The sequence below is a fragment of the Paenibacillus sp. NMA1017 genome (assembly GCF_058895805.1).
In genome coordinates this window covers 315,774-339,790 of record NZ_JBZXYR010000002.1, presented here as the reverse complement: position 1 = coordinate 339,790, position 24,017 = coordinate 315,774, and the positions used below count along the sequence as shown (strand labels likewise).

At 45.5% G+C, this 24,017-nt stretch carries 22 protein-coding genes; 18 read left to right on the top strand and 4 right to left on the bottom strand.

Annotation, left to right across the window (positions count from 1 at the left end):
- Window positions 1-232 precede the first annotated feature (232 nt).
- The 7 genes from pflB (at window position 233) to AC5ELV_RS06555 (ending at window position 10,098) form a co-directional block, all read left to right on the top strand.
- Complete coding sequence (gene pflB / locus AC5ELV_RS06585) at window positions 233-2,494, top strand: formate C-acetyltransferase (RefSeq protein WP_493429571.1); 2,262 nt, start codon at window positions 233-235, stop codon at window positions 2,492-2,494.
- 51 nt (window positions 2,495-2,545) lie between these two features.
- Entirely contained in the window at window positions 2,546-3,304 is a 759-nt protein-coding gene (gene pflA, locus AC5ELV_RS06580) for a pyruvate formate-lyase-activating protein (RefSeq protein WP_493429570.1), read from the top strand.
- A gap of 219 nt (window positions 3,305-3,523) precedes the next feature.
- A complete protein-coding gene (locus AC5ELV_RS06575) occupies window positions 3,524-5,746 on the top strand; it encodes a copper amine oxidase N-terminal domain-containing protein (protein WP_493429569.1) in 2,223 nt (740 codons plus the stop codon).
- 253 nt (window positions 5,747-5,999) lie between these two features.
- Window positions 6,000-6,491, top strand: coding sequence for a Fur family transcriptional regulator (locus AC5ELV_RS06570; RefSeq protein WP_013310843.1), 492 nt, complete (start codon window positions 6,000-6,002; stop codon window positions 6,489-6,491).
- A gap of 1 nt (window position 6,492) precedes the next feature.
- Window positions 6,493-6,783 (top strand): membrane protein insertion efficiency factor YidD, encoded by a 291-nt coding sequence (yidD, locus tag AC5ELV_RS06565; RefSeq protein WP_493429568.1) that lies wholly within the window; start codon window positions 6,493-6,495, stop codon window positions 6,781-6,783.
- A 415-nt stretch (window positions 6,784-7,198) separates the two neighbouring features.
- The gene (metG, locus tag AC5ELV_RS06560; protein ID WP_493429567.1) at window positions 7,199-9,217 is read left to right on the top strand and encodes a methionine--tRNA ligase; all 2,019 of its coding nucleotides are present in this window, start codon (window positions 7,199-7,201) and stop codon (window positions 9,215-9,217) included.
- Between the two features lie 164 nt (window positions 9,218-9,381).
- Window positions 9,382-10,098, top strand: coding sequence for a cytochrome c biogenesis CcdA family protein (locus AC5ELV_RS06555; protein WP_493429566.1), 717 nt, complete (start codon window positions 9,382-9,384; stop codon window positions 10,096-10,098).
- Here AC5ELV_RS06555 and splB read toward each other — a convergent pair.
- Window positions 10,091-11,155, bottom strand: coding sequence for a spore photoproduct lyase (gene splB, locus AC5ELV_RS06550; protein ID WP_493429565.1), 1,065 nt, complete (start codon window positions 11,153-11,155; stop codon window positions 10,091-10,093). The two genes, AC5ELV_RS06555 and splB, sit on opposite strands and share 8 nt — an antisense overlap.
- Window positions 11,156-11,406: 251 nt before the next feature.
- Here splB and mntR point away from each other — a divergent pair, with 251 nt between their 5' ends.
- The 3 genes from mntR (at window position 11,407) to AC5ELV_RS06535 (ending at window position 14,796) form a co-directional block, all read left to right on the top strand.
- Window positions 11,407-11,832 (top strand): transcriptional regulator MntR, encoded by a 426-nt coding sequence (mntR, locus tag AC5ELV_RS06545; protein ID WP_044647270.1) that lies wholly within the window; start codon window positions 11,407-11,409, stop codon window positions 11,830-11,832.
- 136 nt (window positions 11,833-11,968) lie between these two features.
- The gene (locus AC5ELV_RS06540) at window positions 11,969-13,711 is read left to right on the top strand and encodes a family 10 glycosylhydrolase (RefSeq protein ID WP_493429564.1); all 1,743 of its coding nucleotides are present in this window, start codon (window positions 11,969-11,971) and stop codon (window positions 13,709-13,711) included.
- 95 nt (window positions 13,712-13,806) lie between these two features.
- Window positions 13,807-14,796, top strand: a complete 990-nt coding sequence (locus AC5ELV_RS06535) for a patatin-like phospholipase family protein (protein WP_493429563.1) — start codon at window positions 13,807-13,809, stop codon at window positions 14,794-14,796.
- 117 nt (window positions 14,797-14,913) lie between these two features.
- Here AC5ELV_RS06535 and AC5ELV_RS06530 read toward each other — a convergent pair whose 3' ends face one another.
- The 3 genes from AC5ELV_RS06530 to AC5ELV_RS06520 form a co-directional block, all read right to left on the bottom strand.
- Window positions 14,914-15,234 carry a hypothetical protein gene (locus tag AC5ELV_RS06530; RefSeq protein ID WP_493429562.1) on the bottom strand — a complete coding sequence of 107 codons (321 nt, stop codon included), beginning with the start codon at window positions 15,232-15,234 and terminating at the stop codon, window positions 14,914-14,916.
- Between the two features lie 7 nt (window positions 15,235-15,241).
- The gene (locus tag AC5ELV_RS06525; protein ID WP_493429561.1) at window positions 15,242-16,234 is read right to left on the bottom strand and encodes a DUF1385 domain-containing protein; all 993 of its coding nucleotides are present in this window, start codon (window positions 16,232-16,234) and stop codon (window positions 15,242-15,244) included.
- 166 nt (window positions 16,235-16,400) lie between these two features.
- Window positions 16,401-17,402 (bottom strand): ABC transporter substrate-binding protein, encoded by a 1,002-nt coding sequence (locus AC5ELV_RS06520; RefSeq protein ID WP_493429560.1) that lies wholly within the window; start codon window positions 17,400-17,402, stop codon window positions 16,401-16,403.
- A 286-nt stretch (window positions 17,403-17,688) separates the two neighbouring features.
- Here AC5ELV_RS06520 and AC5ELV_RS06515 point away from each other — a divergent pair, with 286 nt between their 5' ends.
- From AC5ELV_RS06515 to spoIIIAD, 8 genes are all read left to right on the top strand, one after another.
- Window positions 17,689-18,270, top strand: a complete 582-nt coding sequence (locus AC5ELV_RS06515; protein WP_493429559.1) for a YqhR family membrane protein — start codon at window positions 17,689-17,691, stop codon at window positions 18,268-18,270.
- 81 nt (window positions 18,271-18,351) lie between these two features.
- The gene (locus AC5ELV_RS06510; protein ID WP_039270933.1) at window positions 18,352-19,425 is read left to right on the top strand and encodes a M24 family metallopeptidase; all 1,074 of its coding nucleotides are present in this window, start codon (window positions 18,352-18,354) and stop codon (window positions 19,423-19,425) included.
- A 33-nt stretch (window positions 19,426-19,458) separates the two neighbouring features.
- Complete coding sequence (gene efp / locus AC5ELV_RS06505; protein WP_029517249.1) at window positions 19,459-20,016, top strand: elongation factor P; 558 nt, start codon at window positions 19,459-19,461, stop codon at window positions 20,014-20,016.
- A 197-nt stretch (window positions 20,017-20,213) separates the two neighbouring features.
- Entirely contained in the window at window positions 20,214-21,467 is a 1,254-nt protein-coding gene (locus AC5ELV_RS06500; protein ID WP_028540593.1) for an aspartate kinase, read from the top strand.
- Between the two features lie 417 nt (window positions 21,468-21,884).
- Entirely contained in the window at window positions 21,885-22,880 is a 996-nt protein-coding gene (gene spoIIIAA, locus AC5ELV_RS06495; protein ID WP_493429558.1) for a stage III sporulation protein AA, read from the top strand.
- Window positions 22,873-23,391 (top strand): stage III sporulation protein SpoIIIAB, encoded by a 519-nt coding sequence (gene spoIIIAB, locus AC5ELV_RS06490; RefSeq protein ID WP_029517252.1) that lies wholly within the window; start codon window positions 22,873-22,875, stop codon window positions 23,389-23,391. The genes spoIIIAA and spoIIIAB overlap by 8 nt, the downstream gene beginning before the upstream one ends.
- 12 nt (window positions 23,392-23,403) lie before the next feature.
- Window positions 23,404-23,607 carry a stage III sporulation protein AC gene (gene spoIIIAC / locus AC5ELV_RS06485; RefSeq protein WP_010345636.1) on the top strand — a complete coding sequence of 68 codons (204 nt, stop codon included), beginning with the start codon at window positions 23,404-23,406 and terminating at the stop codon, window positions 23,605-23,607.
- A gap of 8 nt (window positions 23,608-23,615) precedes the next feature.
- On the top strand, window positions 23,616-24,005 hold the full coding sequence (spoIIIAD, locus tag AC5ELV_RS06480; protein WP_025683336.1) for a stage III sporulation protein AD: 390 nt from the start codon (window positions 23,616-23,618) through the stop codon (window positions 24,003-24,005).
- Window positions 24,006-24,017 lie beyond the last annotated feature (12 nt).

The window sequence follows — 24,017 nt, the reverse complement described above, 5'->3', positions numbered from 1 at the left end:
GGTGAACGGCAAGGCTAAGGATAGGCGCGCAGCTAGGGAAAATAAAGTGATAAAAATCACTCATGTTGTGATTTTTATCACATACTACACTCTATCATTATTCTACAATAAGGGTGTAAGAAAGGTCCCGACACTGAGCGTAAGGCATCGGTGAACAGGCCGGGCTCAAGAAATAGCTTTATCGTGAAAAAAATCACAAGTCCGGAAGACCAAACAATTTGGAGGGATTTACATGTCGGTGATTGAGAGAGAATTACAAGAGCAACAATCTGGCTGGAGAGGTTTTAAAAAAGGCAAATGGACTAGAGAAGTCAACGTCAACGATTTTATTGAAACCAATATCTTACCTTATGTTGGCAATGAAGAATTTTTGGTTGGTCCTACTGCCAACACTACTGCATTGTGGGATATTGTATCCGATCTTACCAAAAAAGAGTTGGCAAACGGCGGCGTGCTTGATGTAGACGTGAATACGCCATCCACTATTATTTCACATAAACCGGGTTATCTAGACCGGGATAAAGAGCAAATTGTCGGTGTACAAACAGATGCTCCATTCAAACGTTCTTTACAGCCGTTTGGCGGAATTCGGATGATGATCGACGCTTGCAAAGCCTATGGTTTTGAAGTACCAGAAAGTATCATTGATATCTTCACTCATATTCGTAAAACTCACAACCAAGGTGTATTTGACGCTTATACGGATGAAATGAGAGCAGCTCGTAAAGCTGGTATCATTACTGGTCTGCCAGATGCATACGGTCGTGGTCGTATTATCGGTGACTATCGTCGTGTAGCTTTGTATGGTGCAGACTTCTTGATCCAAGATAAAAAGCTGCAACTGAAAAGCCTTGAAGTTGATTCCATGGAAGAAGACGTAATTCGTCTGCGTGAGGAAATTTCCGAACAAATTCGTGCTTTGAATGAACTGAAACAAATGGCTGCTGAGCACGGTTTTGATATTTCAAAACCTGCTAACAATGCGAAAGAAGCTTTCCAATGGGTATATTTTGGATATCTTGCAGCAATCAAAGAACAAAATGGTGCAGCAATGTCCTTAGGACGTGTATCTTCCTTCCTTGATATTTACTCTCAACGTGATATGGAAGAGGGTACAATGACAGAAGAACAAGCTCAAGAACTGGTCGATCATTTTGTTATGAAATTGCGTATTGTTAAGTTCTTGCGCACACCTGACTATAATGAACTGTTCAGTGGAGATCCAACTTGGGTTACTGAGTCCATTGGTGGTATGTCCGTAACTGGAGAAACTCGGGTAACTAAAAACAGCTTCCGTTTCCTGCACACTCTCTACAATCTGGGACCTGCACCGGAGCCGAACCTGACTGTACTGTGGTCGGAAAAATTGCCTGAAGGCTTCAAAAAATATTGTGCAAAAGTTTCTATTGAAACTAGCTCCATCCAGTACGAGAATGACGATCTGATGCGTCCGATTTATGGAGACGATTATGGTATTGCTTGTTGTGTATCGGCAATGAAAATCGGTAAACAAATGCAATTCTTTGGTGCTCGTGCCAACTTGGCTAAAGCTCTGCTGTATGCAATTAACGGTGGTAAAGATGAAAAATCTGGCGTCCAAGTAGGGCCTGAATTCCCAGCCATTACGGGTGAGGTTCTGGATTATGAAGAAGTGTTGAGCCGCTTCAAACCTATGATGGAATGGTTGGCAAAACTGTACATGAACACTTTGAATGTTATTCACTACATGCATGATAAATATAGCTACGAACGCATTGAAATGGCGTTGCATGATCGTGATATTCTCCGTACCATGGCTTGTGGTATTGCGGGTCTGTCAGTTGCTACCGACTCCTTGAGTGCCATTAAATTTGCAAAAGTTAAACCAATCCGTAACGAGAAAGGGATTGCTGTTGACTTTGAAATCGAAGGCGAATATCCTTGCTACGGTAACAACGATGACCGTGTAGATAACATCGCTGTGGAACTGGTAGAGAGCTTCATGAGCATGATTCGCAAGCATAAAGCTTATCGTAATGCGGTTCCTACTCAATCTGTACTGACTATTACTTCCAACGTAGTTTATGGTAAGAAAACAGGTACAACACCGGATGGACGTAAAGCAGGCGAACCGTTTGCACCAGGGGCAAACCCAATGCACGGCCGTGATAAAAAAGGTGCTTTGGCATCTCTGAGTTCCGTAGCCAAATTGCCTTATGAACACAGTCTGGATGGTATCTCGAACACCTTCTCTATCGTGCCTAAAGCACTGGGTAAAGAAGAAGAAACACGCAAAACAAACCTTGTTTCGATGATGGATGGCTACTTTGGAAGCCACGCACATCATCTGAATGTCAATGTGTTTGCTCGCGAACAACTGTTGGATGCAATGGAACACCCAGAAAACTATCCACAGCTTACGATTCGCGTTTCCGGTTATGCTGTTAACTTTATCAAGCTGACTCGTGAACAACAATTAGATGTTATTAACCGTACTTTCCACGGTACAATGTAAATAAGTATTACAATGACGCACGCATAGCGGATGCGGGAAGGATGATGCAACATGTTGAAAGGTCACATACACTCATTGGAAACCTTCGGGACCGTCGATGGTCCCGGCATCCGCTTCGTGCTCTTTATGCAAGGATGCTTGTTGAAATGTCAGTATTGCCATAATCCGGACACTTGGGCCTTGAATGAAGGTAATCCGATGACCCTAGAGGAAGTATTGGCTGAAATTGAGCCGTATTTAGCCTATTACCGTTCTTCGGGAGGCGGATTGACCGTATCCGGTGGAGAACCGACATTGCAAGCTCATTTTGTAGCAGAGCTGTTCAAAGAAGTGAAACGTCGCTGGAATTTGCACACGACACTGGACAGTAATGGCTTTAATGATGCGGGCCGTATCCATGATCTGCTGGACGTAACAGACTTGGTGTTACTTGATATTAAGCATATTGACAACGACAAGCATATTAAGCTCACAGGCAAGTCCAACGACCGTATGCTAAGTACAGCTCGCTGGTTGTCTGAGCAAGGGCGTAAAATGTGGATTAGACACGTATTTGTACCGGGTATTCATGATGACGAGCAGGATTTGTTGAATTTGGGACGGTTTATCGGAACGTTGAACGGAGTCGAGAAATTCGAAATTTTACCTTACCATCAAATGGGTGTTTACAAGTGGGAAATGCTCGGTAAGGAGTATCCGTTGGAGGGGGTTCCATCTCCTACAGATGAAGAAGTCCAACGTGCTTACCGACTCATTGAAGAGGGTCGTCTGGAGACTGCAGGAAAGAATGCTGTCTGTCGTCTATCATAATGTAAATGGTTCAAAAGCTATTTCCTAGTAATGAAGCCGCCGCCACATCAGGTCAGATGGGCGGCGGTTTTTTGTTGTTGAATTTTTTGCAGTCACAGGAGAAAGTTCCCTTTTTTTCATGATAAGCAAAATTTCCAGAAACTTTTTAACAACTGACGCGTCTAATAGTATGACTTTTTACGGGAATGATAATAATTTGGTGATAGAAGGAGACAGACAATGAATTTCAAGAAATGGACCATGCTCACCGCCCTTGCGGTGGCTCAGGTAGCCGCAGTAGCGCCTGTAGGAGCAGAAGCAGCATCAACAACCGTTCAATCCACCGATTCGGTTAGCGCACAGCAGGCTCAGGCCAATGTTGCTGATTCAGGCGTTCAGAATAGCATCGGAGATCAAGAGGGAACAGGCACACAAAACAACACGGTAACACCTGATAACACAGGCGTAACCAATGATCCGTTGACTGGCCTCCCTACGGATACAACCAACGGATCGAACGTATCCAATGATGTATACGGTGGAGACGGAACGATCACCAATCCTGGTGGAGCTCCAACAACCATGGGTGCTAATCAACTGATTTTGTACTTAAACAGCGCGAAAATGGAACAAAACGGACAGGTATACACAGCAACTCAGCCGATGACTGTTAAGGACGGAGTTTCCTATGTAGCTATCCGTTCTCTTGTCAGCCGTGTCGGATTGCAGTTTAGTTATGACACTGCCACCAAAGAAACCGTAATCACACAAGGAACAAATGTCATGCGCTTCAAAACAGACAGCAAGGTTTATACGGTTAACGGTGAAGCCAGACAAATGAAGGGACCGGCTTTTCAGCAAAAGAACGTATTTATGGTGCCATTGACCTCGATTACACAGGCCTTAAATATTCCTTATACTGTGAATAATACGACTAAACAAGTTATCATGGATTTGAATCAGAAGCCAAAAGCCTCCTTTACGGTTCAGCAAAAAGATATCTACGCAGGCGAAACCCAAGTTACGTATTTGACGAAGGAATCCTCTCCTACAGGTCTTCCAATTGTGAACCAACGTTGGGAAGGGAAGCAGGACGTATTTCAGGAGCCGGGTACATATGTAGTTACCTATTCTGTTCTTGACTCTGCTGGGAACTGGAGTGATCCTTACTCAGTTACAATTACAGTAAGACCACCAAATCAGCCGCCAGTGGCTCTGTTTACAACTGATAAAAAAGAGTACAAGATGGGTGAGAAAATCACCATTACCGACCTGAGTACAGATGATGAGAATGCTATCACTAAGCGTGATTGGGAGAATAAGAAACTGGCCTTCTTCCAACCGGGTGATGTAACAATCACGCTCACCGTGACCGATAAGCACGGCGCAACAGGTACCAAAAGTGAAACGATTAAAATTACGAATGAACTGCTGTACAACGAAGATGATTTCAATAAAATCTTCACACCCTATGGTGATAAATATACAGTAGACGGCAGTCAGGTGCCTACCATGGCTACCATTCCATTGACTAGTACATCTTCACCACGGCTTCTGATCCGTGCTAACAGCCCGGAACGTGTATTTCAGGATGGAATTGTGTATCAGGAAACCGGATCAGGAAGCACGCGCATACTCGTCCATCATGTCAATGAAACGGGTAGAGATGTGAAAATGTACGTGATTGCAACAAACAACAATATCACTGCTGCCAACATGAATGTCGAAAATTCCGGTTTTGCCGGACCATCTGAATTCGCCACGGCTGCGGGTAAAGTTTCGATTCAACGATATTTTCAATCCATGCAGGATGGAAGCAAGCGTTCTAGCACAGTTCTGAATCCTGGCGAAAGTCGCATTATTTTAGAGGATTTGAATGCACAAAAAATCAAGCAAAAACAGGTCATTTCTCTGTTATCCGATTTGTATACGGATCAACCTATTCAATACACGGTTATTGTGTTAGATGCAAATGCAGATCCGTTGACCGTGTTGCCTACTCTGGCAAAACTGCCTAAAGACGGTATTCATAACCGTGGAACGTACGCTAATTCGGATATCTCGCTGAATTATACCGAAGAGGTTGGTAAAACAGCTCAACGTATCGTTCTTGGCGATAATAAGGTAGACCCGAACCTGATTGGTACGGACGGTCTGGACGGCTCTTCTGCTTCCAATGCCGGTAATTTTGGGGTTGTATATAAAGTTAAATTGGATCATGTAGCGCCGTATTCACTGATTGCGTTCAACCCGCGTGGAGGCGAATATTCCGGCTATGCGATGGTAAACAATCAGGTTGTGGGTATCCCGACGAACGGCGCGGTATGGGCTCCAAATGAGATGAGTGTGCTGTATCGCACAGGGCATATCGAGGAAAGTGTAGAGATGTATTTCACTGCTGCTGCAGGAAGTAACTTGCCAGTTTCCGTAGTAGTTATGCCTTTGCCAGCTATTAAAAATTAATATGAAATAACCGGCGCTGTTTACCGGCTTAGACCTTGGGTCTCGTCATTCACCGTTTAAAAGTCGATGTCACTTGCAGAATATAGGCGTTCTCCTGCTACGAATTTGGTCGTAGCGCCGGAGAGCGTCTTTTTCTTATGTATAGATGCGAATATCTCTTATAATATTGACTTTAATCGTGGTATAATAAATAGATGCAAGCCTAAGCCTGCATCAGAAAACCTGAAACTACAGACAGGGGAGGGTGAAACGCATGCTGACAAAGGATGAGATTATTGCAACAATGTCCGCTCAGGGGCTGCGTATTACAGATCAGCGCAAGACGTTGGCCACGTTATTTTCCGAGAATGAAGGGTATCTGTCCCCCAAAGACGTTTATGAATATATGGGTAAGAAGTACAGTGGACTTAGCTTTGATACGGTTTATCGTAATCTGCGTGTAATGCAGGAATTAGGTGTGCTGGAACAGGTATCTTTTGAGGATGGAATGAAGTTCAAGGTGAGCTGTAATGAGCATCATCACCATCACCATATGATTTGCTTGAGCTGTCAGAAAACATTACCGATTTCTTTTTGTCCAATGCAAATGACGGATACAACGGATCAGTTCCAAATCGTCGAGCACAAGTTTGAAATTTTTGGTTATTGCAAAGATTGTCAACAGAAGAATGGGCATACTGACAGTAATTCGGATGGGGGATTCAGACAGACGAGCAGTCACACTCACAGCCACGGGGGCTACTGAAATGAAAATCACCACACGCAGAGTGGTACAGGCTCCGATTAAGTTTTATCGTTCCTATATTTCACCGTTAAAGCCGGCTACCTGCCGATTCTATCCAACGTGTTCGGCGTACGCGTTGGAGGCGGTAGAGGTGCATGGTGCGCTCAAAGGTTCATGGCTTGCTGCTAAGCGTATAGCTAAGTGCCATCCCTTTCATCCGGGTGGCGTAGATTTGGTTCCTCCTGGAAAAAAGGGGACAGATAGGTCTAGCGAAGATCGTTTGGCTACCCATTCCGAGAAGGGTCTGACTTGACAGCACTATGCGGATCTGGTTATATTTTGGTTAATATTGTTTTCCTGTGAAGGGATGAGTAGGGTACACCGTCCAGTACAGAGAGCCGGGGTTAGCTGCAAACCGGTCTGGAACGAAGCCTGAATATGGTCCTGGAGGAACCTTTTTCGAGCGTATTTGCCACAGATATTAGTGCTTGTGAGGCAAGCGTAAGGGAGAGGCGTGTTCCAGCGTTAATGGGCGGTCAGATGTGACCGGTGAAGCCTGTAATCTGCGAGGATACAGGGAATTTGGGTGGTAACGCGTGAGGTGACTCTCGTCCCATAGGGGCGGGGGTCTTTTTTGTGCCCAATTTGTGCCAAATCCATGAATTGGAGTACCATCATGTCAGCAGGTCTTATCGAGCTGCCGTGAACAAAACAGGAGGCAATACACAATGTCCAATGAGAACACATTTTACATTACAACACCGATCTATTATCCGAGTGACAAGCTACATATAGGTCATGCTTACACGACAGTTGCGGGAGATGCAATGGCCCGTTACAAGCGGCTACGCGGTTATGAAGTGCGTTATTTGACAGGTACAGATGAGCATGGTCAGAAGATTGAACAGAAAGCGAGTGCAGCAGGCAAAACGCCGCAACGTTTCGTAGATGATATTGTGGCAGGTATTCAAGAACTGTGGCGGAAGCTCGACATTTCCAATGATGATTTTATCCGTACTACGGAAGAACGTCATAAGGCTGTCGTACAGGAAATTTTTGATCGTTTACTGAAACAAGGCGATATTTACAAGGGAGAATACGAAGGCTGGTACAGCATTCCTGACGAGACGTACTACACAGAAACACAGCTGGTTGACGTGGTGAAGGACGCCGAAGGCAATGTGGCTGGAGGAAAAAGCCCGGATAGTGGACACCCTGTAGAACTGGTCAAGGAAGAGTGTTACTTTTTCCGTATGAGCAAGTATGCTGATCGGTTGCTGCAATTTTATGAAGAGAACCCACAGTTTATCCAGCCGGAATCACGTAAAAAAGAGATGATCAATAACTTCATCAAGCCGGGTCTGGAGGATTTGGCCGTATCTCGTACTACCTTCGATTGGGGCATTAAGGTGAAGGGCGATCCGAAGCATGTCGTGTATGTGTGGATTGACGCACTTTCCAACTACATCACAGCCTTGGGATATGGCTCTTCCAATACCGAACTGTATGATAAATTCTGGCCAGCAAATGTGCATATCGTAGGTAAAGAGATTGTACGGTTCCACACGATATATTGGCCAATCATGCTGATGGCATTGGATCTTCCGTTACCTAAAAAAGTATTTGCACATGGTTGGCTGCTCATGAAAGATGGTAAAATGTCGAAATCTAAAGGCAATGTGGTAGACCCGGTAACGTTGATTGACCGTTATGGTCTGGACCAACTTCGATACTACTTGCTGCGCGAGGTGCCTTTTGGGGCAGATGGAACATTTACACCAGAAAGTTTTGTAGATCGAGTTAATTCGGATTTGGCAAATGATCTGGGCAACTTGTTGAATCGTACCGTGGCGATGGTAGATAAATATTTTGACGGCAAGGTTCCGGCTTATGAAGCGAATGTAACGGCATTCGACGGAGCTTTGGAAGACATGGCAACATCGACTTATAGCAAAGTAGAAGAAGCCATGGAAAACATGGAGTTTTCCGTGGCATTAACGGCGATTAGCCAATTTATTAGCCGCAGCAACAAATATATTGACGAGACGCAACCATGGAATTTGGCTAAGGATGAGGCAAAACGTCGTGAATTGGCATCGGTTATGTTGCATTTGGTAGAAAGCTTGCGTATCGCTTCCATCTTACTCCAGCCATTCTTAACCCGTGCTCCTCATAAAATTTGGGAACAGCTCGGTATTAGCCAAGGTGAGCTGACTACATGGGATAGCGGCAAGCAGTTTGGTCGTATTCCGGAAGGAACGCAGTTGGTCAAAGGTAATCCGATCTTCCCGCGTCTGGATTCAGAGCAAGAGGTTGCTTTTATCGTGGAAGCAATGACAGGAGGTAAGAAACCAGAGGAAGCTACGACACAAGTTCAACCACAGAATGCATCTGAGGCGAGCCAGGAAGCGCCGGAAGCAAAGGAAGAGATTGGCATTGAGGATTTTGCCAAGGTGGAACTGCGCGTTGCTCAGGTCGTCGCCTGCGAGCCTGTAAAGAAGGCCGATAAACTGTTGAAGCTCCAACTTGATCTTGGTTATGAGCAGCGGCAGGTAGTATCAGGGATTGCGAAGTTTTATACACCTGAAGATATCATTGGGCGCAAGGTGATCTGTGTGACCAATCTTAAGCCAGTGAAACTTCGGGGAGAGCTGTCGCAAGGTATGATTTTGGCAGCTTCACATGGAGATCAGCTTACGCTCGCCACCGTACCGGAAGGTATGCCGAATGGTGCAGTTGTAAAGTAGTACGCTAGTAAAATAAAAGAAAGTAATGAGCGTATGCCCGAGAATCATTCTTCTTGGGCATGCGCTTTTTGGCGTGCATCATATTTTGCTCCCGCTACACGTATGTTTTAGTAGGCAGGGCTTGTTTGCTCGTGTTCACTTAAGACAGGTGGGAGGAAATGAGGATGACAGATATTAACGCCGGATTGGCGATCGTAGCCGGACTGGTTTCTTTTTTTTCACCGTGTTGTTTACCGCTGTATCCATCTTATTTATCGTATATGACAGGGATGTCTGCGCGTGAACTGGCTGAAGGACGGCATAAGGCCGAGGTTCGTTATCGTACGATGGGGCATACACTTGCTTTTGTGCTGGGCTTTTCGGTTGTTTTCTATTCACTGGGTGCAAGTGTCGGGTTGCTTGGAGAATGGTTTGCCAATTATGGGGATACGCTAAGAGTGGTAGCAGGGTTACTTATTTTACTAATGGGACTGGTATCTCTTGGTGTGGTAAGTCCTTTGATTCTAATGAGGGAGCATAAGCTTCGCTGGACATGGAAGCCTGCCGGGTACGCCGGTTCCTTTGTAATCGGAATTGGGTTTGCGGCAGGCTGGTCGCCCTGTATCGGTCCCATGTTAACAGCTATTATCGCTTTGGCGGCAGTAGAGCATCACATTTGGTTCAAACTGATTACAGGCTATGCGCTTGGGTTTGCGATTCCATTTTTTGTATTAGCTTTGCTGGTAGGCTCTGTTCGGCTATCCTCTCGCTATACCTCCATCCTCATCAAAACAGGTGGCACACTACTTGTTATCACTGGCATTTTACTGGTAACGGATCATATGACCGATGTAACGTTGTTTTTACAACGGATTACCCCGGATTGGATGCTAGTTATGTGAAATACTCAATACGACTTAAAGGAAAATGTTCAAAAATGCGCTCTGTGATAAACTCTCGCAGTGCATTTTGCTGTTCATCGGGATAAACATATTTGTTTTGTCCCCAGCGACCCCATTTTTTCTTGCGTTTCTCTATGTCCATCTCCAGCTTGGTTTTCGGATAACGTTTCTCGATGACAGCTTTGGATGTTTTGGTGAAGCGATGCTGAATTAATTCGAACGTCAAGTCTTTTGTAGCATGCTGGGGCAATGTTTCTCCCAATTTGCGCAGCAACTCGCCGTAACCTTCTTCCCAGCCGTCATACCAGATGATGGGTGCAATGATAAATCCCAGTGGATAACCGGCTCGTGCGATTTTGCCTGCAGCTTCAATACGTTCATTAAAGCGTGAGGTTGCAGGTTCAAACTGTTTAATAACATAATCGGAATTAATGCTAAAGCGGATGCGAGTATGACCATTATGTTTAATATCCAGCAATGGATCAACATGATGATATTTAGTAACAAAACGCAGACGACCAAATTCCTCATCTGCCATGAAACGAATCAAGTCTCCAAGCGTTCCGGTGATATGCTCCAAACCAACCGGATCGGAGGTACAAGCCGCTTCAAAACGGGTAATTTCAGGCGTACGCTCCTCGATATAAGCTTTAGCTGCTGATAAGATATCGTCAGTGTTGACATATACACGAATATACGGCTTTGCTCCCAAGGTTGTTTGTAAATAACAGTAGTGACAGTGCCCCATACAACCAGTCGAAATGGGGATAGCGTATTCGGCAGAGGGCTTGGATTGGTCAAAAGTTAACGTTTTACGGATACCAACTACCAAAGTTTTTTTTGCCATTCGGTACTTTTCAACTTCGGTTTCACCTGGTAAATTGGTAATTCGGTTGTGAGAGGTAGTCATCCGATATGGAATATCCTTGGCTTTAACCCATTCCATAATACGCTGGCCCTTGGGATAATTCAGTGCGTCTGGCTCAAAAAACACCAGGTCAGGCAAGAAAGGCTTGGTTCCTCTGGTTTGGACAGGAGTACGCTCAAGCGTAGACATGGCTAACGCTCCTTTCGAAATAAATCCACAGTGCTCTGGTGTCCAACTTTAAAATATTGCCGCAGAAATAAACGATACAGGACGACGATATTAGTGTGCCCGGCTTAAATTGAACAAATCGTGGCAATAGCTGTGAGTCAAGGGATGAGACTTGCCAATGGGCAATGATAACATGTATCATTACATAGTAGGTTTAACGCAGGAAATGAAGGCGGTAAGCGCCCGTTCAATAACAGAAAAGAGGGAAACAAGTGCCAACGCCAAGCATGGAAGATTATTTGGAACGCATTTACCAACTGATTGATGAGAAGGGATATGCTCGTGTCTCGGATATCGCAGAGGGTTTAGAGGTGCATCCTTCGTCCGTCACCAAAATGATTCAGAAGTTGGATAAGGACGATTATCTTGTATATGAGAAGTATCGGGGACTGATTTTGACACCGAAAGGGAAAAAGGTCGGCAAACGGTTGGTTGATCGCCATCAGTTATTAGAGCAATTTCTGGATATGATTGGGGTTGACAAGGACCTGATATATAAAGATGTGGAAGGTATTGAGCATCATTTGAGCTGGGATTCCATCACCCGTATCGAAACATTGGTTGAATATTTTCGTCGGGATGAAGATCGCTTGCGCCAGCTTTATGACATACACAAGGAATTGAGTGGAGATTCCTAAAAGCATCTGTCCTTACGGACGATGCTTTTTTATTTGTCCCGACCGCAACAAACATCCGGTTTTTAGCGTCTATCCATTATATAGCAGGACAAGATAGGGGTTAAAATTAACAAGGTTAGCGGAGGATTGTAATAATATGAATCGAAAGAAAATAGTGGCGTTGGCTGCAGGTCTACTCTTAGCAGTGCAGACTGCCATCGTTCCTGGAGTTCAAGCAGCTCCAACTGGTGATATTGATATTATATTGGACGGACAGTCCCTGCAAAGTGACGCGTCACCGTATATTGTACAGGGAGCCAATGTTACAATGGTTCCTTTGCGAGTGATTAGTGAGGGATTGGGCGCTCAGGTCAACTGGTCGGAATCGTCCGGTACGGTAACGATTACAGCACAGAACAAAAATATATCTATGGAGAACGGTGCACAAAGCGCTACGGTGAATGGCAAGTCAGTTCGACTGGATGCATCTGCCCGTATGACAAGCGGAAGAGTCATGGTGCCTCTGCGTTTTGTTGGGGAAGAGCTGGGATTAAAAGTGGATTGGCAAGCTTCAGAGCGAGTCATCACGCTAAGCAGTGGTAAGGAAGGTGTCTCTAATGGCGGGAACACTTCTGCGGGAAGCAGTGGCTCCATATCAGATACGTCTGCATCTGGCAATCAGGGCAGTGTAAGTACAGATCAGGGAGCCATCGATGATGAGCAGGCGGTTGTTACTTCACCATCAACGTCTACTAGTGAGGACGGTACAAGTTCTTCACAGGCAAATGTTGTTCAGGTAAAGGCTTCAACTTCCATGCGTGGGGCATGGATTTCTACCATTAATGGAGATTGGCCTTCTTCCTCTGCCCGGAGCAGCTCCGAGAAGCAAAAGCAGGAATTTACTAAAATGCTCGATGATTTGCAGGGGATGGGCATCAATGCGGTATTTGTCCAGGTTCGTGCCAGCGGTGATGCGCTCTATCCTTCGAGTCTCGTACCATGGAGCAAGTATTTGACCAACACCCAAGGTAAAAATCCCGGCTATGATCCCTTGAAATTTATGATTAGCGAATCGCATAAGCGAGGGATGGAATTCCATGCCTGGTTTAATCCGTTCCGTGCGAATTCAACAGGAACAACCAGCGGTTTGGCTGCAAGCCATGTGGCTAATCAACACCCGGACTGGATTGTTAAGAATGGTAGCCAATTGTACATCAATCCAGGAATTCCGGCTGCACGTCAGCATGTCATTGCGGCGATTATGGAGGTCGTGAACGGATATGATATTGACGGCGTCCATTTGGACGATTATTTTTATCCTTACAGCGGGACTTTTGATGATGATGCGACCTTCAAAGCATATAATGCCAACAAAATCTCTAACAAGGGCGACTGGCGCAGAGATAATGTGAACAGTTTTGTTCGTGATTTAGGCAAAAGCATTCATGCCAGCAAGTCGAAAGTTCAATTCGGGATTAGTCCATTTGGAGTGTGGCGCAACAAATCTCAGGACTTAACCGGTTCAGACACGAAGGCAGGCGTTACAGCGTATGATACGACGTTTGCGGATGTAAGAACCTGGATTAACAAGGAATGGATTGATTATGTAGCTCCACAAATTTACTGGAGTATCGGTTTCCCGGCGGCGGGTTATGACAAGCTCGTCGCATGGTGGTCCAATGAGGTCAAAAATTCAGATGTTAAGCTGTATATCGGTCATTCTCCGTATAAAATCGGCACCCCTGAAAAGGGCTGGCAAACGGCTCAAGAGCTAATTAAGCAGCTTGAACTGAACGAAGATTATAAACAGGTCAAAGGGGATATATACTTTAGTGCACAGCATTTGCGTAAAAATCCATACGGACTCATTCAGCTTCTTCAAAATTATTATCAAATGTGATATAAATTGGATCATATAGGTTCTATTTGGGCCTCCGTTCTCATAGATAAGCAGTAGAACTGCTTACTCCCAAGAGAACGGAGGTTTTTTGATCTATGCTGATCAATGCTGTGTTCCAGGGTGGAGGGGTTAAGGGAATTTCGCTGGCGGGTGCAGTTAAGGCTGCAGAGGAGCATGGAATTGTATTCAATCGTTTGGCAGGTACATCATCAGGTGCTATTGTAGCTGCTTTATTGGCTGCGGGATACTCTGCGGATGAAATGAAAGTCGTAATTGAGAAAACCCCCTTGGTCAAGTTGTTACGACGTTCTCCAGTGTTCAATATTAAATGGGTTGGACCAGCAGCTCGTATCTTTCTTAAAAAAGGTCTCTACTCAGGGGAGGCACTGGAGCACTGGGTACGTGAGCTGCTACGAGCTAAGGGAGTGCGTACGTTTGCGGATTTACCTCCTGGCAAACTGCGCATTATTGCATCAGATATCACGAATGGACGCATTCTGGTGCTTCCTGAGGATATCAAACGTTTTGGTATCAATCCCTCTTCACTGGAGGTAGCCAAGGCCATTCGGATGAGCACGAGTATCCCTTATTTTTTTGATCCCGTTATGTTAAGGCTTGATTCTGCACTTGCCAAGGGAAAAACCTTTTCCCAGCAATTTGTATTTGTAGTTGATGGGGCTTTACTAAGCAATTTGCCTTTGTGGCTTTTTGATGAGCCTGTAAATGAACGTGAGGCCAAAACGATTCCAACGGTAGGGTTTCAAATGGTGGGCAAAACGGGGACGGAGACCAAAGTTTCTTATATACGGGGTCCATTGACCATGCTGCAGGCTATTTTCGATACCATGCTATCAGCACATGATGAACGATATATTGAGCAGGAGAATCGGTATCGGACGATTAAAATTCCAACATTGGGTATCCGCACTGCACAATTTAACATTTCTACAGAGCAAAGTGATTTGTTGTATGCTTCCGGTGTGCAGGCAGGGGATGCTTTTTTCCACAAATGGAGCATCACTTCTTACCAGCAGCAGTATAGCAAGTACCAATTGATGAAGGATACCATGTACGCTATGAAATAAACACTAACTCGCAGTTAAAGTTAATTTAAAAGGGTGTAAAAAAGGAGCCCCTCCCCGGTCATATTTGAATACGCGGGTGATGGCTCCTTTGTGCTACATTTTTAAGGATGATTATCATTAATGATATTTAGGTTGTTCTTCTTCATTCTTCCCCTTAGAACCTTCAATCACATGAAAAGGATACGCTTTGCGCTTGCCTGTAGTCTGCTGCTTACGTGCGTTGGTTGTTTTGGCCATGGTACGCATAGAGGGTTTGATTTTGGGAGTACGATTGCGTTGTCCTGGCAGGTATTTGTATAGCAGAAATATAACTGCAAAAACAAGGACGGGAATTAGTAAACTCATGAGAAAGCCCCAGCTTCCTCTCCATAGCATATCCACAATCCCATATGCACCCAAAGCAAGGGTAAGCCAGAAAATAACGGCATGTCTGTTCATTATTCACTCATCCTTTCACAGGATCAAGGACCGGACTGTTGAAGGTCTCCTCTACAGGTACATTTTCCAACTCAGCATCCAATTCAAGCATACGCTTAAATGAGGCAATAGATACCTCCACTTGATCATCAGTCGGTTCTTTGGTGGTAAGTAGTTGCAGCCATAGACCGGGGTAACCTAAATAACGAAGTACCGGAATTTCACGAAGAGCATTGGTCAGCTTGAGAAATTCAAAAGAAAGCCCCAGTACGATCGGAAGCAGTAGAAGCCGTTGCCCCATACGTTCCCACAGATTATCGTAGGTAAATAAGGAATAGACAAGCACCCCGATGATCACAGTCAGCATAATAAAGCTACTACCACAGCGGTAATGTAGACGACTGTATTTTTGCACATTGGCCGGAGTTAGTTCTTCCCCAGCTTCGAATGCCGTAATTACTTTATGCTCTGCACCGTGATATTGAAACAATCGTTTAATTAACGGAGTTTGGGAAATACCCCACAAATAAGCCAGCAGCAGAATCAGCTTAATAGCTCCTTCTGCGAGGTTATGCAAAATTTGGCTGTGAAACAAGCTACCGAACAGGAAATTCTCTACAATAACCGGAACGAGAGTCAATACAATTTTGCCAAACAGGAATGACAAAATACCGACCGCCGCCACACCGATCATCATACTCAGACTCCAGCGAGATTCTTCTTTTTTCTTTTGCTCAGCGCGTTCTTCCGGATCTACTTCATCATCAGCATACGCATCGGCTGAATAGTTTAAGTGCTTGGTACCTTTGGCGCTGGAGTCGATGATGCTTACAATCCCCCGCAATAAAGGAATTCTGCGGAATTTGGATACCCAGGATTGCTCCTTGCGTGGTACTTCCAAATATGTGATTTCGCCAGTTTTGCGGCGAACTGCCGTGACATTGACACGCTTGCCGCCGAACATGACACCTTCAATGACTGCCTGACCGCCGTAGCTCACAGGCTTGGATGCTTGTGACAACCGTCTCACCTCTCTTAATACATGCTTTTTTGTATATTGTATCGAATTTGGAAGGGAATATCTAGTTAGATGAAACTGGTGTAACCACTGGCTTATAAAAAAAAGCATTTATGGAGCGTCAGTCTGCTCACATAAATGCTAAATCATTATAAAACCGAATGACAACCTATTGTGTAATTGCCCCAACAACCTGGTCAACTAGTCCTTTTGATGAGAGAGGGCCGCCAAATGTCCACGTTGTACTGGCCAACGGATAAGTACGTTTTTCTTTGACGAATTTCAAACCGTTCCATACAGAATTATTTTCCATAGATGAGCCGAAAACATTATCGTCCGGCTGCACAATATAGATAAAGTTACTGTCCTGAACGGCTGACAGAGCTTCAATGCCTACAGTTGAAAAGCCATACGATTCAACCTTGCTCGGTTTCCAATCGTTAACCAAACCGATCTTCGCCAGTGTTCCCACGACGACTGAATTATCTGAAAACATACGCAGGCTGGCTGCATTTTGCGAAGTGAAAGCCTGTGTCAGTATAAAATGAAAATCCGACTTGTCTGCAGCGGCGAGCTTTTGTTTGGCTTCGGCATAATGCTGATCCAGATCGGCAAGCACCTGCTTAGCTTTATCCTCTTTTCCAAGAGCGACTGCGATACTATTAAAAATCTTTACCATCTTATCATAGTCGTAGCCGTTACCATCGTTCAGATTATATTCAATCGTCGGAGCGATGGCCTTGAGTTGCTCATAGATAGCTTCATTCCCATCAACATTAGAAATGATCAAATCCGGCTTCAATGCAGCAATCGCTTCCAGATTCGGCTCGTTACGCGTGCCTACATCGACCACGCTATTATCCAGAGCCGCCTCGGGTGTCACGTACACCTTGTAGTTGGCATTGTCTGCATTACCAACCGGCTGAACGCCCAATGCAATCAAATCCTCTGTAAATGTCCATTCCAGTACTACGACACGCTGTGCGGGCTTGTTGAGCGTGATCTCACCACGATTATGCTTTACCGTCACAGGACCGGTCGCTGTGTCAGTCGGTTTGCTACCCGACGTGGCTGCCTGATCTTTATCCGATGCTTTGTCGGCTGCTCCGCAACCTGCCAGAGTGAGCGTAAAAATCATTAACAATAAAATCCCGATTAATCCCTTTTTCATAGAAGCGTTCTCCCGTATATATGTTTTTAGAAAATGATAATGATTATCATTTTCATCATTATATTATGATAGAGGATTGAAATTTTGTCAATGTAAAAACGGGTCCGAACGCTTAACTGGTAAGCTGCTATTATTCAGCATTCCGGTTCATTGTTAAACTATCCTCCTTTTGAGCATACTACCTAGCAAAATGGGAATACAGAATCCGATGGAAGTACATGCATTTCCGATTGCAATAGTCTTTACGATGTGAAAAAGTTTGCATCTTGAAAGGGGATTAAACAACATGAGTGAAACCTACTCTATACCCAAGATAGGCCATGAACAGGAGCAGTCTCGCGAATCTCAGGATCAACGTAATCATAACGACAGTGGTGGAGGCAGGCAGCAGTCTGGAAAAATACATACGCCTCTCATTCCTTTTGCACTTGAGTTGGGTTTTTTTGCGGGTTTGCTCTGGGGATTGCTGCGTTGGCTGTTTTATAAGTTGCACTTTACCGTAGTAGCGCCTGGCTTTCTCGCAGAGCCTTTTTTCAAGCATTCGTTTATGAACACCATGGCGGGGCACCTGGTAGGGCTACTGTTTTTTATTGCATTATCCGTCGTAGCTTCACTGGTGTACACTTTGTTGCTGCGCAGATTTAGGGGTCCTTTACCCGGAATTGTATATGGCCTGATTTGGTGGGTTGTTTTATTTGTATTAACAGGTCCTAAGCTAGGGATGATGAATCCTCCTAATCGGTTAACATGGAATTCCTTATATACGGAAATTTGTGTGTTTATGCTGTGGGGACTATTTATCGGATATACTGTTGCTGTCGAGTATACGGATGAAAGAAAGCGCGAGCCTGAGAAAGCTGAGGGCTGAACGTAACAAAAACTTCTCAAGCGCCTATTCCCTGTGTTAAAATAGCATTTGGTTATTTGACAGAGGGGAGCGGAATGAAAGATGAAGAATGACCGGGTGTTAAAGCTGCGGCAGGCGCTGGGCGAGCATAATCTGCGGGCTATGCTAATTACTAGCCCTGTCAATCGTCGATATTTGACAGGCTTCACAGGTTCGGCGGGTTATGTGCTGATTACGGAATCCCATAGCTATTTGCTGACTGACTTTCGCTATATGACGCAAGCGACCGAACAAGCCGAAGGCTTCACGGTGGTGCAGCACGCTGCACAGGTCATGGAAACGGTGAAAGAATTGCTGTCTTCCCATCAGATCAGCGAAACAGGCTTCGAGCAAGACGCTGTAACTGTTGCGACGCATAAAGCTTATAGCGAAGATTTGTCACCTATTTCACTGGTTCCGGTATCGGGCATTGTAGAGAAGTTACGGGTGTACAAGGATGCAGAAGAGCTGGAAGTGATGCAGCGGGCAGCGGATTTGGCAGATGCTACTTTTACCCACATTTTACCTTACATCAAGCCAGGTGTCAGCGAGCGTGAGCTGGATCTGGAAATGGAATTCTTCATGCGCAAGCAGGGAGCTACATCCTCTTCATTCGACACGATTGTGGCTTCCGGGGTCCGTTCGGCATTGCCTCATGGCGTAGCCAGTGCTAAGTTAGTACAAGCAGGCGAGCTAATTACGTTTGATTTTGGTGCGTTGCTGGATGGCTACTGCTCCGATTTGACACGTACAGTGGCTACACAAGGGGATTTAGCGCCCCAGCTGCGTGAGATCTACGATATTGTACTTAAAGCGCAGCTTCACGCACTCGAACATATTAAGCCGGGCATGACAGGCCGTGAAGCGGATGCACTGACCCGGGATATTATTGCGAGCCATGGCTATGGAGACAATTTCGGGCACAGTACAGGTCATGGTCTGGGGCTCGAAGTACATGAATCTACACGTCTGTCGAAGGCGAGTGATGATATTCTGGAGCCGGGTATGGTGGTAACGGTCGAGCCAGGTATCTATGTGCCTGGACTGGGCGGTGTACGGATCGAGGATGATATCGTTATTACAGATAGCGGCATCAAAGTATTAACACATTCGAGCAAAGAATTTACAGTCGTTTAATAACGATAACAGTCCTGTAGGAGGGGTATTTTAGTGATTAACGTTAATGATTTTAAAACAGGTTTGACCGTCGAGGTAGACGGAGATATTTTTACGGTGCTGGATTTCCAACACGTAAAACCGGGTAAAGGTGCAGCATTTGTACGCTCCAAGTTGAAAAACTTGCGTAACGGTAACACCGTTGAACGTACATTCCGTGCCGGTGAAACGATCGGTCGGGCGCAAATCGAAAATCGTGGTGTGTCTTATCTGTACGCTAGTGCAGACGATCATACATTCATGGATAACGAAACATATGATCAATTCACATTGTCCAGCGATCAACTGAAATGGGAGCTTAACTTCCTGAAAGAAAACATGAATGTAAATATCGTAAGCTACAACGGAGAAATTCTGGGTATTAACCTGCCAACCAGTGTGGAACTCAAAGTAATCGAAACAGAACCGGGTATTAAAGGTAATACGGCTACAGGTGCTACCAAAAATGCCAAATTGGAAACGGGTTTGAATGTTCAAGTTCCTTTGTTCATTAACCAAGATGACGTATTGTTAATTGATACACGTGACGGCAAATACATGTCTCGCGCATAAAATTTGCAGCTTTTAGATTTCCTCTGTCCTCGTTAAGGGCAGGGGATATTTTTATAAGCACTAATATTAAAAAACAATGGCTCCGCACAGCACTTTCGTATTATACTGTACTAAAGTTATGCCGCAGGATGTCACGTTCAAGTCGTTTGGTGCCATCTCTAGGTTACATACTGTTGAGTCTGAGGGAGTGAATATCGTTGTCTTTGTATGTCATGAAATTCGGAGGCAGTTCCGTCGGTGACACGGAGCGCATGAAACGCGTGGCAAAACGCGTTGTGGAGAAACAGAGTGAAGGGCATCAATGTGTAGTGGTCGTTTCCGCAATGGGAGACACGACAGACGAACTGATTGACCAGGCCAAATTGTTGAATGAGCAGTTGCCTGCACGTGAGTTGGATATGTTGATGACGACAGGTGAGCAAATTTCAATCGCTTTGTTGTCGATGGCAATTCAGCAGTTGGGTCATGAAGCGGTATCGTTTACAGGATGGCAGGCTGGTTTCCGTACTGAATCTGACTTTGGTCGAGCACGGATTACGGATATTCAACCTCAGCGTGTGCTGGATGCACTGAGCAGCAATAAGATCGTTGTTGTAGCTGGTTTCCAAGGGATGTCTGCCGAGGGAGACATTACGACGCTAGGACGTGGTGGATCTGATACGACGGCAGTTGCGCTGGCGGCGGCGATTCAAGCGGATGCCTGTGAAATTTACACGGATGTGGATGGCATATATTCAACAGATCCACGGATTGTGAAGGTTGCTCGTAAGCTAAAAGAAATTTCTTATGATGAAATGTTGGAATTAGCTAATCTGGGTGCAGCTGTATTGCATCCTCGTGCGGTAGAATATGCCAAACATAATCGGGTACCGCTGATTGTGCGGTCCAGTTTTAACCATAATGAAGGAACGGTCGTAAAGGAGGATGCAGTAATGGAACAAGGCGTTGTAGTCAGTGGAATTGCATATGATAAAAATGTAGCAAGAATCAGCATTCTGGGCGTCGCCGATATCCCCGGCGTACTGGCAAAAGTATTTGGAACACTGGCGGCAGCTAAAATTGATGTAGACATTATTGTACAGAGCGGGGTTGAAGCTGGTAAAGCGGATTTCTCCTTTACAGTAGCTCTGACGGATCGTGAAGCAGCACTGAAGACGCTGGAAGGTATTCGTGGGGAGCTTCCATACCGTGAAGTAACGTCTGAGGAAAACCTGGTGAAGGTATCCATTGTAGGTGCAGGAATGGTTAGCCATCCGGGTGTTGCTGCGCAAATGTTTGCTGTACTGGCAGAGCAAGGCGTTAGCATTAAAATGGTAAGCACATCTGAAATCAAAGTATCGTGTGTAATTGAAGCGGGTAAACTTCATGAGGTTATTCAGGCGTTGCATACAGCTTATAACCTGGACACCGAGGAGCAAGCGTTTGTGGGTGGACCGCAAGACCGTCGTTAATAACTGCAACGTGATCTAGACACTGAATATGTCTAATGTGAACGATGCTTAATGACAGGTAAAGGTTGATACATTATATGCCCTCTATTTATAGTTTGATAAATCATAGAATACAGCAGTAGGTTAAGAGGTTGTTCCATCAGTGAGAGTTAGACTGAGGGGCAGCCTCTTTTTTTTTGCTGAATCTATCTTTTCTACCCAAGGGTTTCCCTTAGCCGACAAGGCTTTGAGAGGCCCTTTTTTATTTGTACGAATTAGAGAATGGTGCTTAAACAAGCGGGGGAAAGGTCTGTTGAGCGTTGATAGGAGTTAGCAAAAGTTTGTCTAGGTTTTCAATATATTTTCGGCATAAAAAGCGAGAGTCAACCATAGACTTGTCTTAAAGAAAAAGGACAACTGTGAGGGGGCTGCATCGGTATGGAATGGCTGGAGTTATTTCCCGAACCGTTGCACGGTATACTCGGAAGGCTTCCAGAAACGGTATTTGAGCAACTGGAAGAAATCCGGGTCAGGGAAGGAAGGCCGTTGGAAATTAATGCAAATGGTGAACATCATTTTGTAACGTCTGCTGGTCAGCTGACTTTGAACCATGTGGAAGCCTATAAGCCTGACCGTGAGGATGCCCACCGACTGCTGGATTTTATCAGCAATCATTCCCTCTATACGATGGAAGAGGAGCTTCGTAAAGGGTTTATTACGATCCCTGGCGGTCATCGTATTGGCTTGGCAGGGAGAACCGTGCTTAACCGAGGGCGAGTGGAGCATTTGAGGGATATAAGCAGCTTTAATGTAAGAATTGCGCGTGCAATTCCCGGCATAGCTGATCGGATATTGCCTTATGTAGCAGATCGAATGTCCGGGAAAATCCGGCATACCCTGATTTTGTCCCCTCCTCAGCATGGCAAAACAACACTGCTTAGGGACTTGGCTCGGCAACTCAGTTACGGAGGGATGGAAAGCAATGGGGTGCGACGGAATGGACTCAAGGTAGGCATTATAGACGAACGCTCTGAGATCGCTGGTAGTCACAAAGGTATCCCCGGTTTTGATGTCGGGCCTCGCACCGATGTATTGGACGGATGTCCGAAAGCAGAAGGCATGATGATGATGATCCGCTCGATGTCACCGGATGTCCTCATTGTTGATGAAATCGGACGACCGGAAGATGCGGAGGCGGTGCGCGAAGCGCTTCATGCAGGCATTGCAGTCATTGCTTCCGCACATGGTCGCGATGTGGCTGAAATGGCGACCCGGTCTGCTTTTGCTGGATTAACTACAGGACAAGAGCTGTTTCAACTCTACGTCATGCTGGAGCGGACGAGCCGGGGCGTCTCATTCCGACTGGCAGATGCCAAGCAACGCAGGCTTACACTGTCTGGAGAAGGGCAGAATGGGGGCATCTCCTATGCTTAAGCTGCTGGGTGCAGCCTTGGTTATACTGGCCGCTACGCTGGCAGGTTGGCAGCGGGCAAGGCAGTTTGCGATGAGGCCGCGGCAAATCAGGGAGTTGATTCTTGCGCTGCAAAGACTGACCACCGAGGTTTCCTACGGGGTGTCTCCGCTACCAGATGCTTTCGCCAAGACAGGAGAGCCCTTGCGAGAGCCGCTACGCACTCTGTTTCAGCAAGCCTCACGCTGGATGCACCCCTCTTTTGGCCTGACTGCCAGAGAAAGCTTGCATAAAGCTATTGAAGACTCGTGGAGCCGTTCCTCTATGAAGCAAGCCGAGAAGGAAGCGATGCGGCAGCTTGCCTACAGTCTTGGAACCAGCGACCGTGAAGACCAGATCAAGCACATTGCGTTGACCATCCAGCAGTTATCCCATGAGGAAGCGCAGGCGCAGGCAGATCAGGTGAGGTACGAGCGTATGAGCAGGAGCCTGGGACTGCTGATCGGAGCATTGATCGTCATTTTGATCTATTAGCGGGGTGCTCGAATGAATTTAGAAGTGAACGCAATTTTCCAGATTGCCGGAATTGGCATTATTATCGCTATGATTCATACCGTATTAAAGCAAATGGGCAAAGAAGACATGGCCCACTGGGTAACGGTCATCGGTTTCGTCGTGGTCCTGTTCATGGTGGTGCGAATGCTGGATAACCTTCTGCAAGAGATCAAATCTATCTTTCTTTTTCAGTAGGTGGACACATGGAAATCATTCAGGTAGTGGGCTTTGCCCTCATTGCCACAGTCCTCATTTTAGTCATTAAGGAACAGAAACCGATGTTTGCCTTTTTGATTGCAACAGCTGCAGGCATCGTCATTTTTTTGCTGCTGATTGGCAAGATCGGATCTGTGGTTGCTGTACTGGAGCGATTGGCCCGGTCTTCAGGCATGGATATGATCTATTTTAAAACCGTCTTGAAAATAATCGGTATCGCTTATATTGCTGAATTTGGAGCGCAAGTCGTTCGGGATGCAGGACAAGACGGGATTGCTTCCAAAATTGAGCTTACCGGAAAGGTACTCATTATGGTGCTCGCAATCCCGATTATCAGCATTATTATAGATACCATTCTGAAGCTGATGCCCGCCTGAGGGGGTGATGCC

What these genes read in the sequence shown, in the direction of transcription:
- metG (WP_493429567.1), top strand. Translation starts at nt 7,199, where the DNA reads ATGTCCAATGAGAACACATTTTACATTACAACACCGATCTATTATCCG.
- spoIIIAD (WP_025683336.1), top strand. Translation starts at nt 23,616, where the DNA reads ATGGAAATCATTCAGGTAGTGGGCTTTGCCCTCATTGCCACAGTCCTC.
- splB (WP_493429565.1), bottom strand. Translation starts at nt 11,155, where the DNA reads ATGTCTACGCTTGAGCGTACTCCTGTCCAAACCAGAGGAACCAAGCCT.
- AC5ELV_RS06520 (WP_493429560.1), bottom strand. Translation starts at nt 17,402, where the DNA reads ATGAAAAAGGGATTAATCGGGATTTTATTGTTAATGATTTTTACGCTC.
- yidD (WP_493429568.1), top strand. Translation starts at nt 6,493, where the DNA reads ATGAAAATCACCACACGCAGAGTGGTACAGGCTCCGATTAAGTTTTAT.
- AC5ELV_RS06535 (WP_493429563.1), top strand. Translation starts at nt 13,807, where the DNA reads ATGCTGATCAATGCTGTGTTCCAGGGTGGAGGGGTTAAGGGAATTTCG.
- AC5ELV_RS06540 (WP_493429564.1), top strand. Translation starts at nt 11,969, where the DNA reads ATGAATCGAAAGAAAATAGTGGCGTTGGCTGCAGGTCTACTCTTAGCA.
- AC5ELV_RS06570 (WP_013310843.1), top strand. Translation starts at nt 6,000, where the DNA reads ATGCTGACAAAGGATGAGATTATTGCAACAATGTCCGCTCAGGGGCTG.
- pflB (WP_493429571.1), top strand. Translation starts at nt 233, where the DNA reads ATGTCGGTGATTGAGAGAGAATTACAAGAGCAACAATCTGGCTGGAGA.
- spoIIIAA (WP_493429558.1), top strand. Translation starts at nt 21,885, where the DNA reads ATGGAATGGCTGGAGTTATTTCCCGAACCGTTGCACGGTATACTCGGA.
- AC5ELV_RS06555 (WP_493429566.1), top strand. Translation starts at nt 9,382, where the DNA reads ATGACAGATATTAACGCCGGATTGGCGATCGTAGCCGGACTGGTTTCT.
- AC5ELV_RS06510 (WP_039270933.1), top strand. Translation starts at nt 18,352, where the DNA reads ATGAAGAATGACCGGGTGTTAAAGCTGCGGCAGGCGCTGGGCGAGCAT.
- AC5ELV_RS06530 (WP_493429562.1), bottom strand. Translation starts at nt 15,234, where the DNA reads ATGAACAGACATGCCGTTATTTTCTGGCTTACCCTTGCTTTGGGTGCA.
- spoIIIAC (WP_010345636.1), top strand. Translation starts at nt 23,404, where the DNA reads ATGAATTTAGAAGTGAACGCAATTTTCCAGATTGCCGGAATTGGCATT.
- AC5ELV_RS06575 (WP_493429569.1), top strand. Translation starts at nt 3,524, where the DNA reads ATGAATTTCAAGAAATGGACCATGCTCACCGCCCTTGCGGTGGCTCAG.
- pflA (WP_493429570.1), top strand. Translation starts at nt 2,546, where the DNA reads ATGTTGAAAGGTCACATACACTCATTGGAAACCTTCGGGACCGTCGAT.
- AC5ELV_RS06515 (WP_493429559.1), top strand. Translation starts at nt 17,689, where the DNA reads ATGAGTGAAACCTACTCTATACCCAAGATAGGCCATGAACAGGAGCAG.
- spoIIIAB (WP_029517252.1), top strand. Translation starts at nt 22,873, where the DNA reads ATGCTTAAGCTGCTGGGTGCAGCCTTGGTTATACTGGCCGCTACGCTG.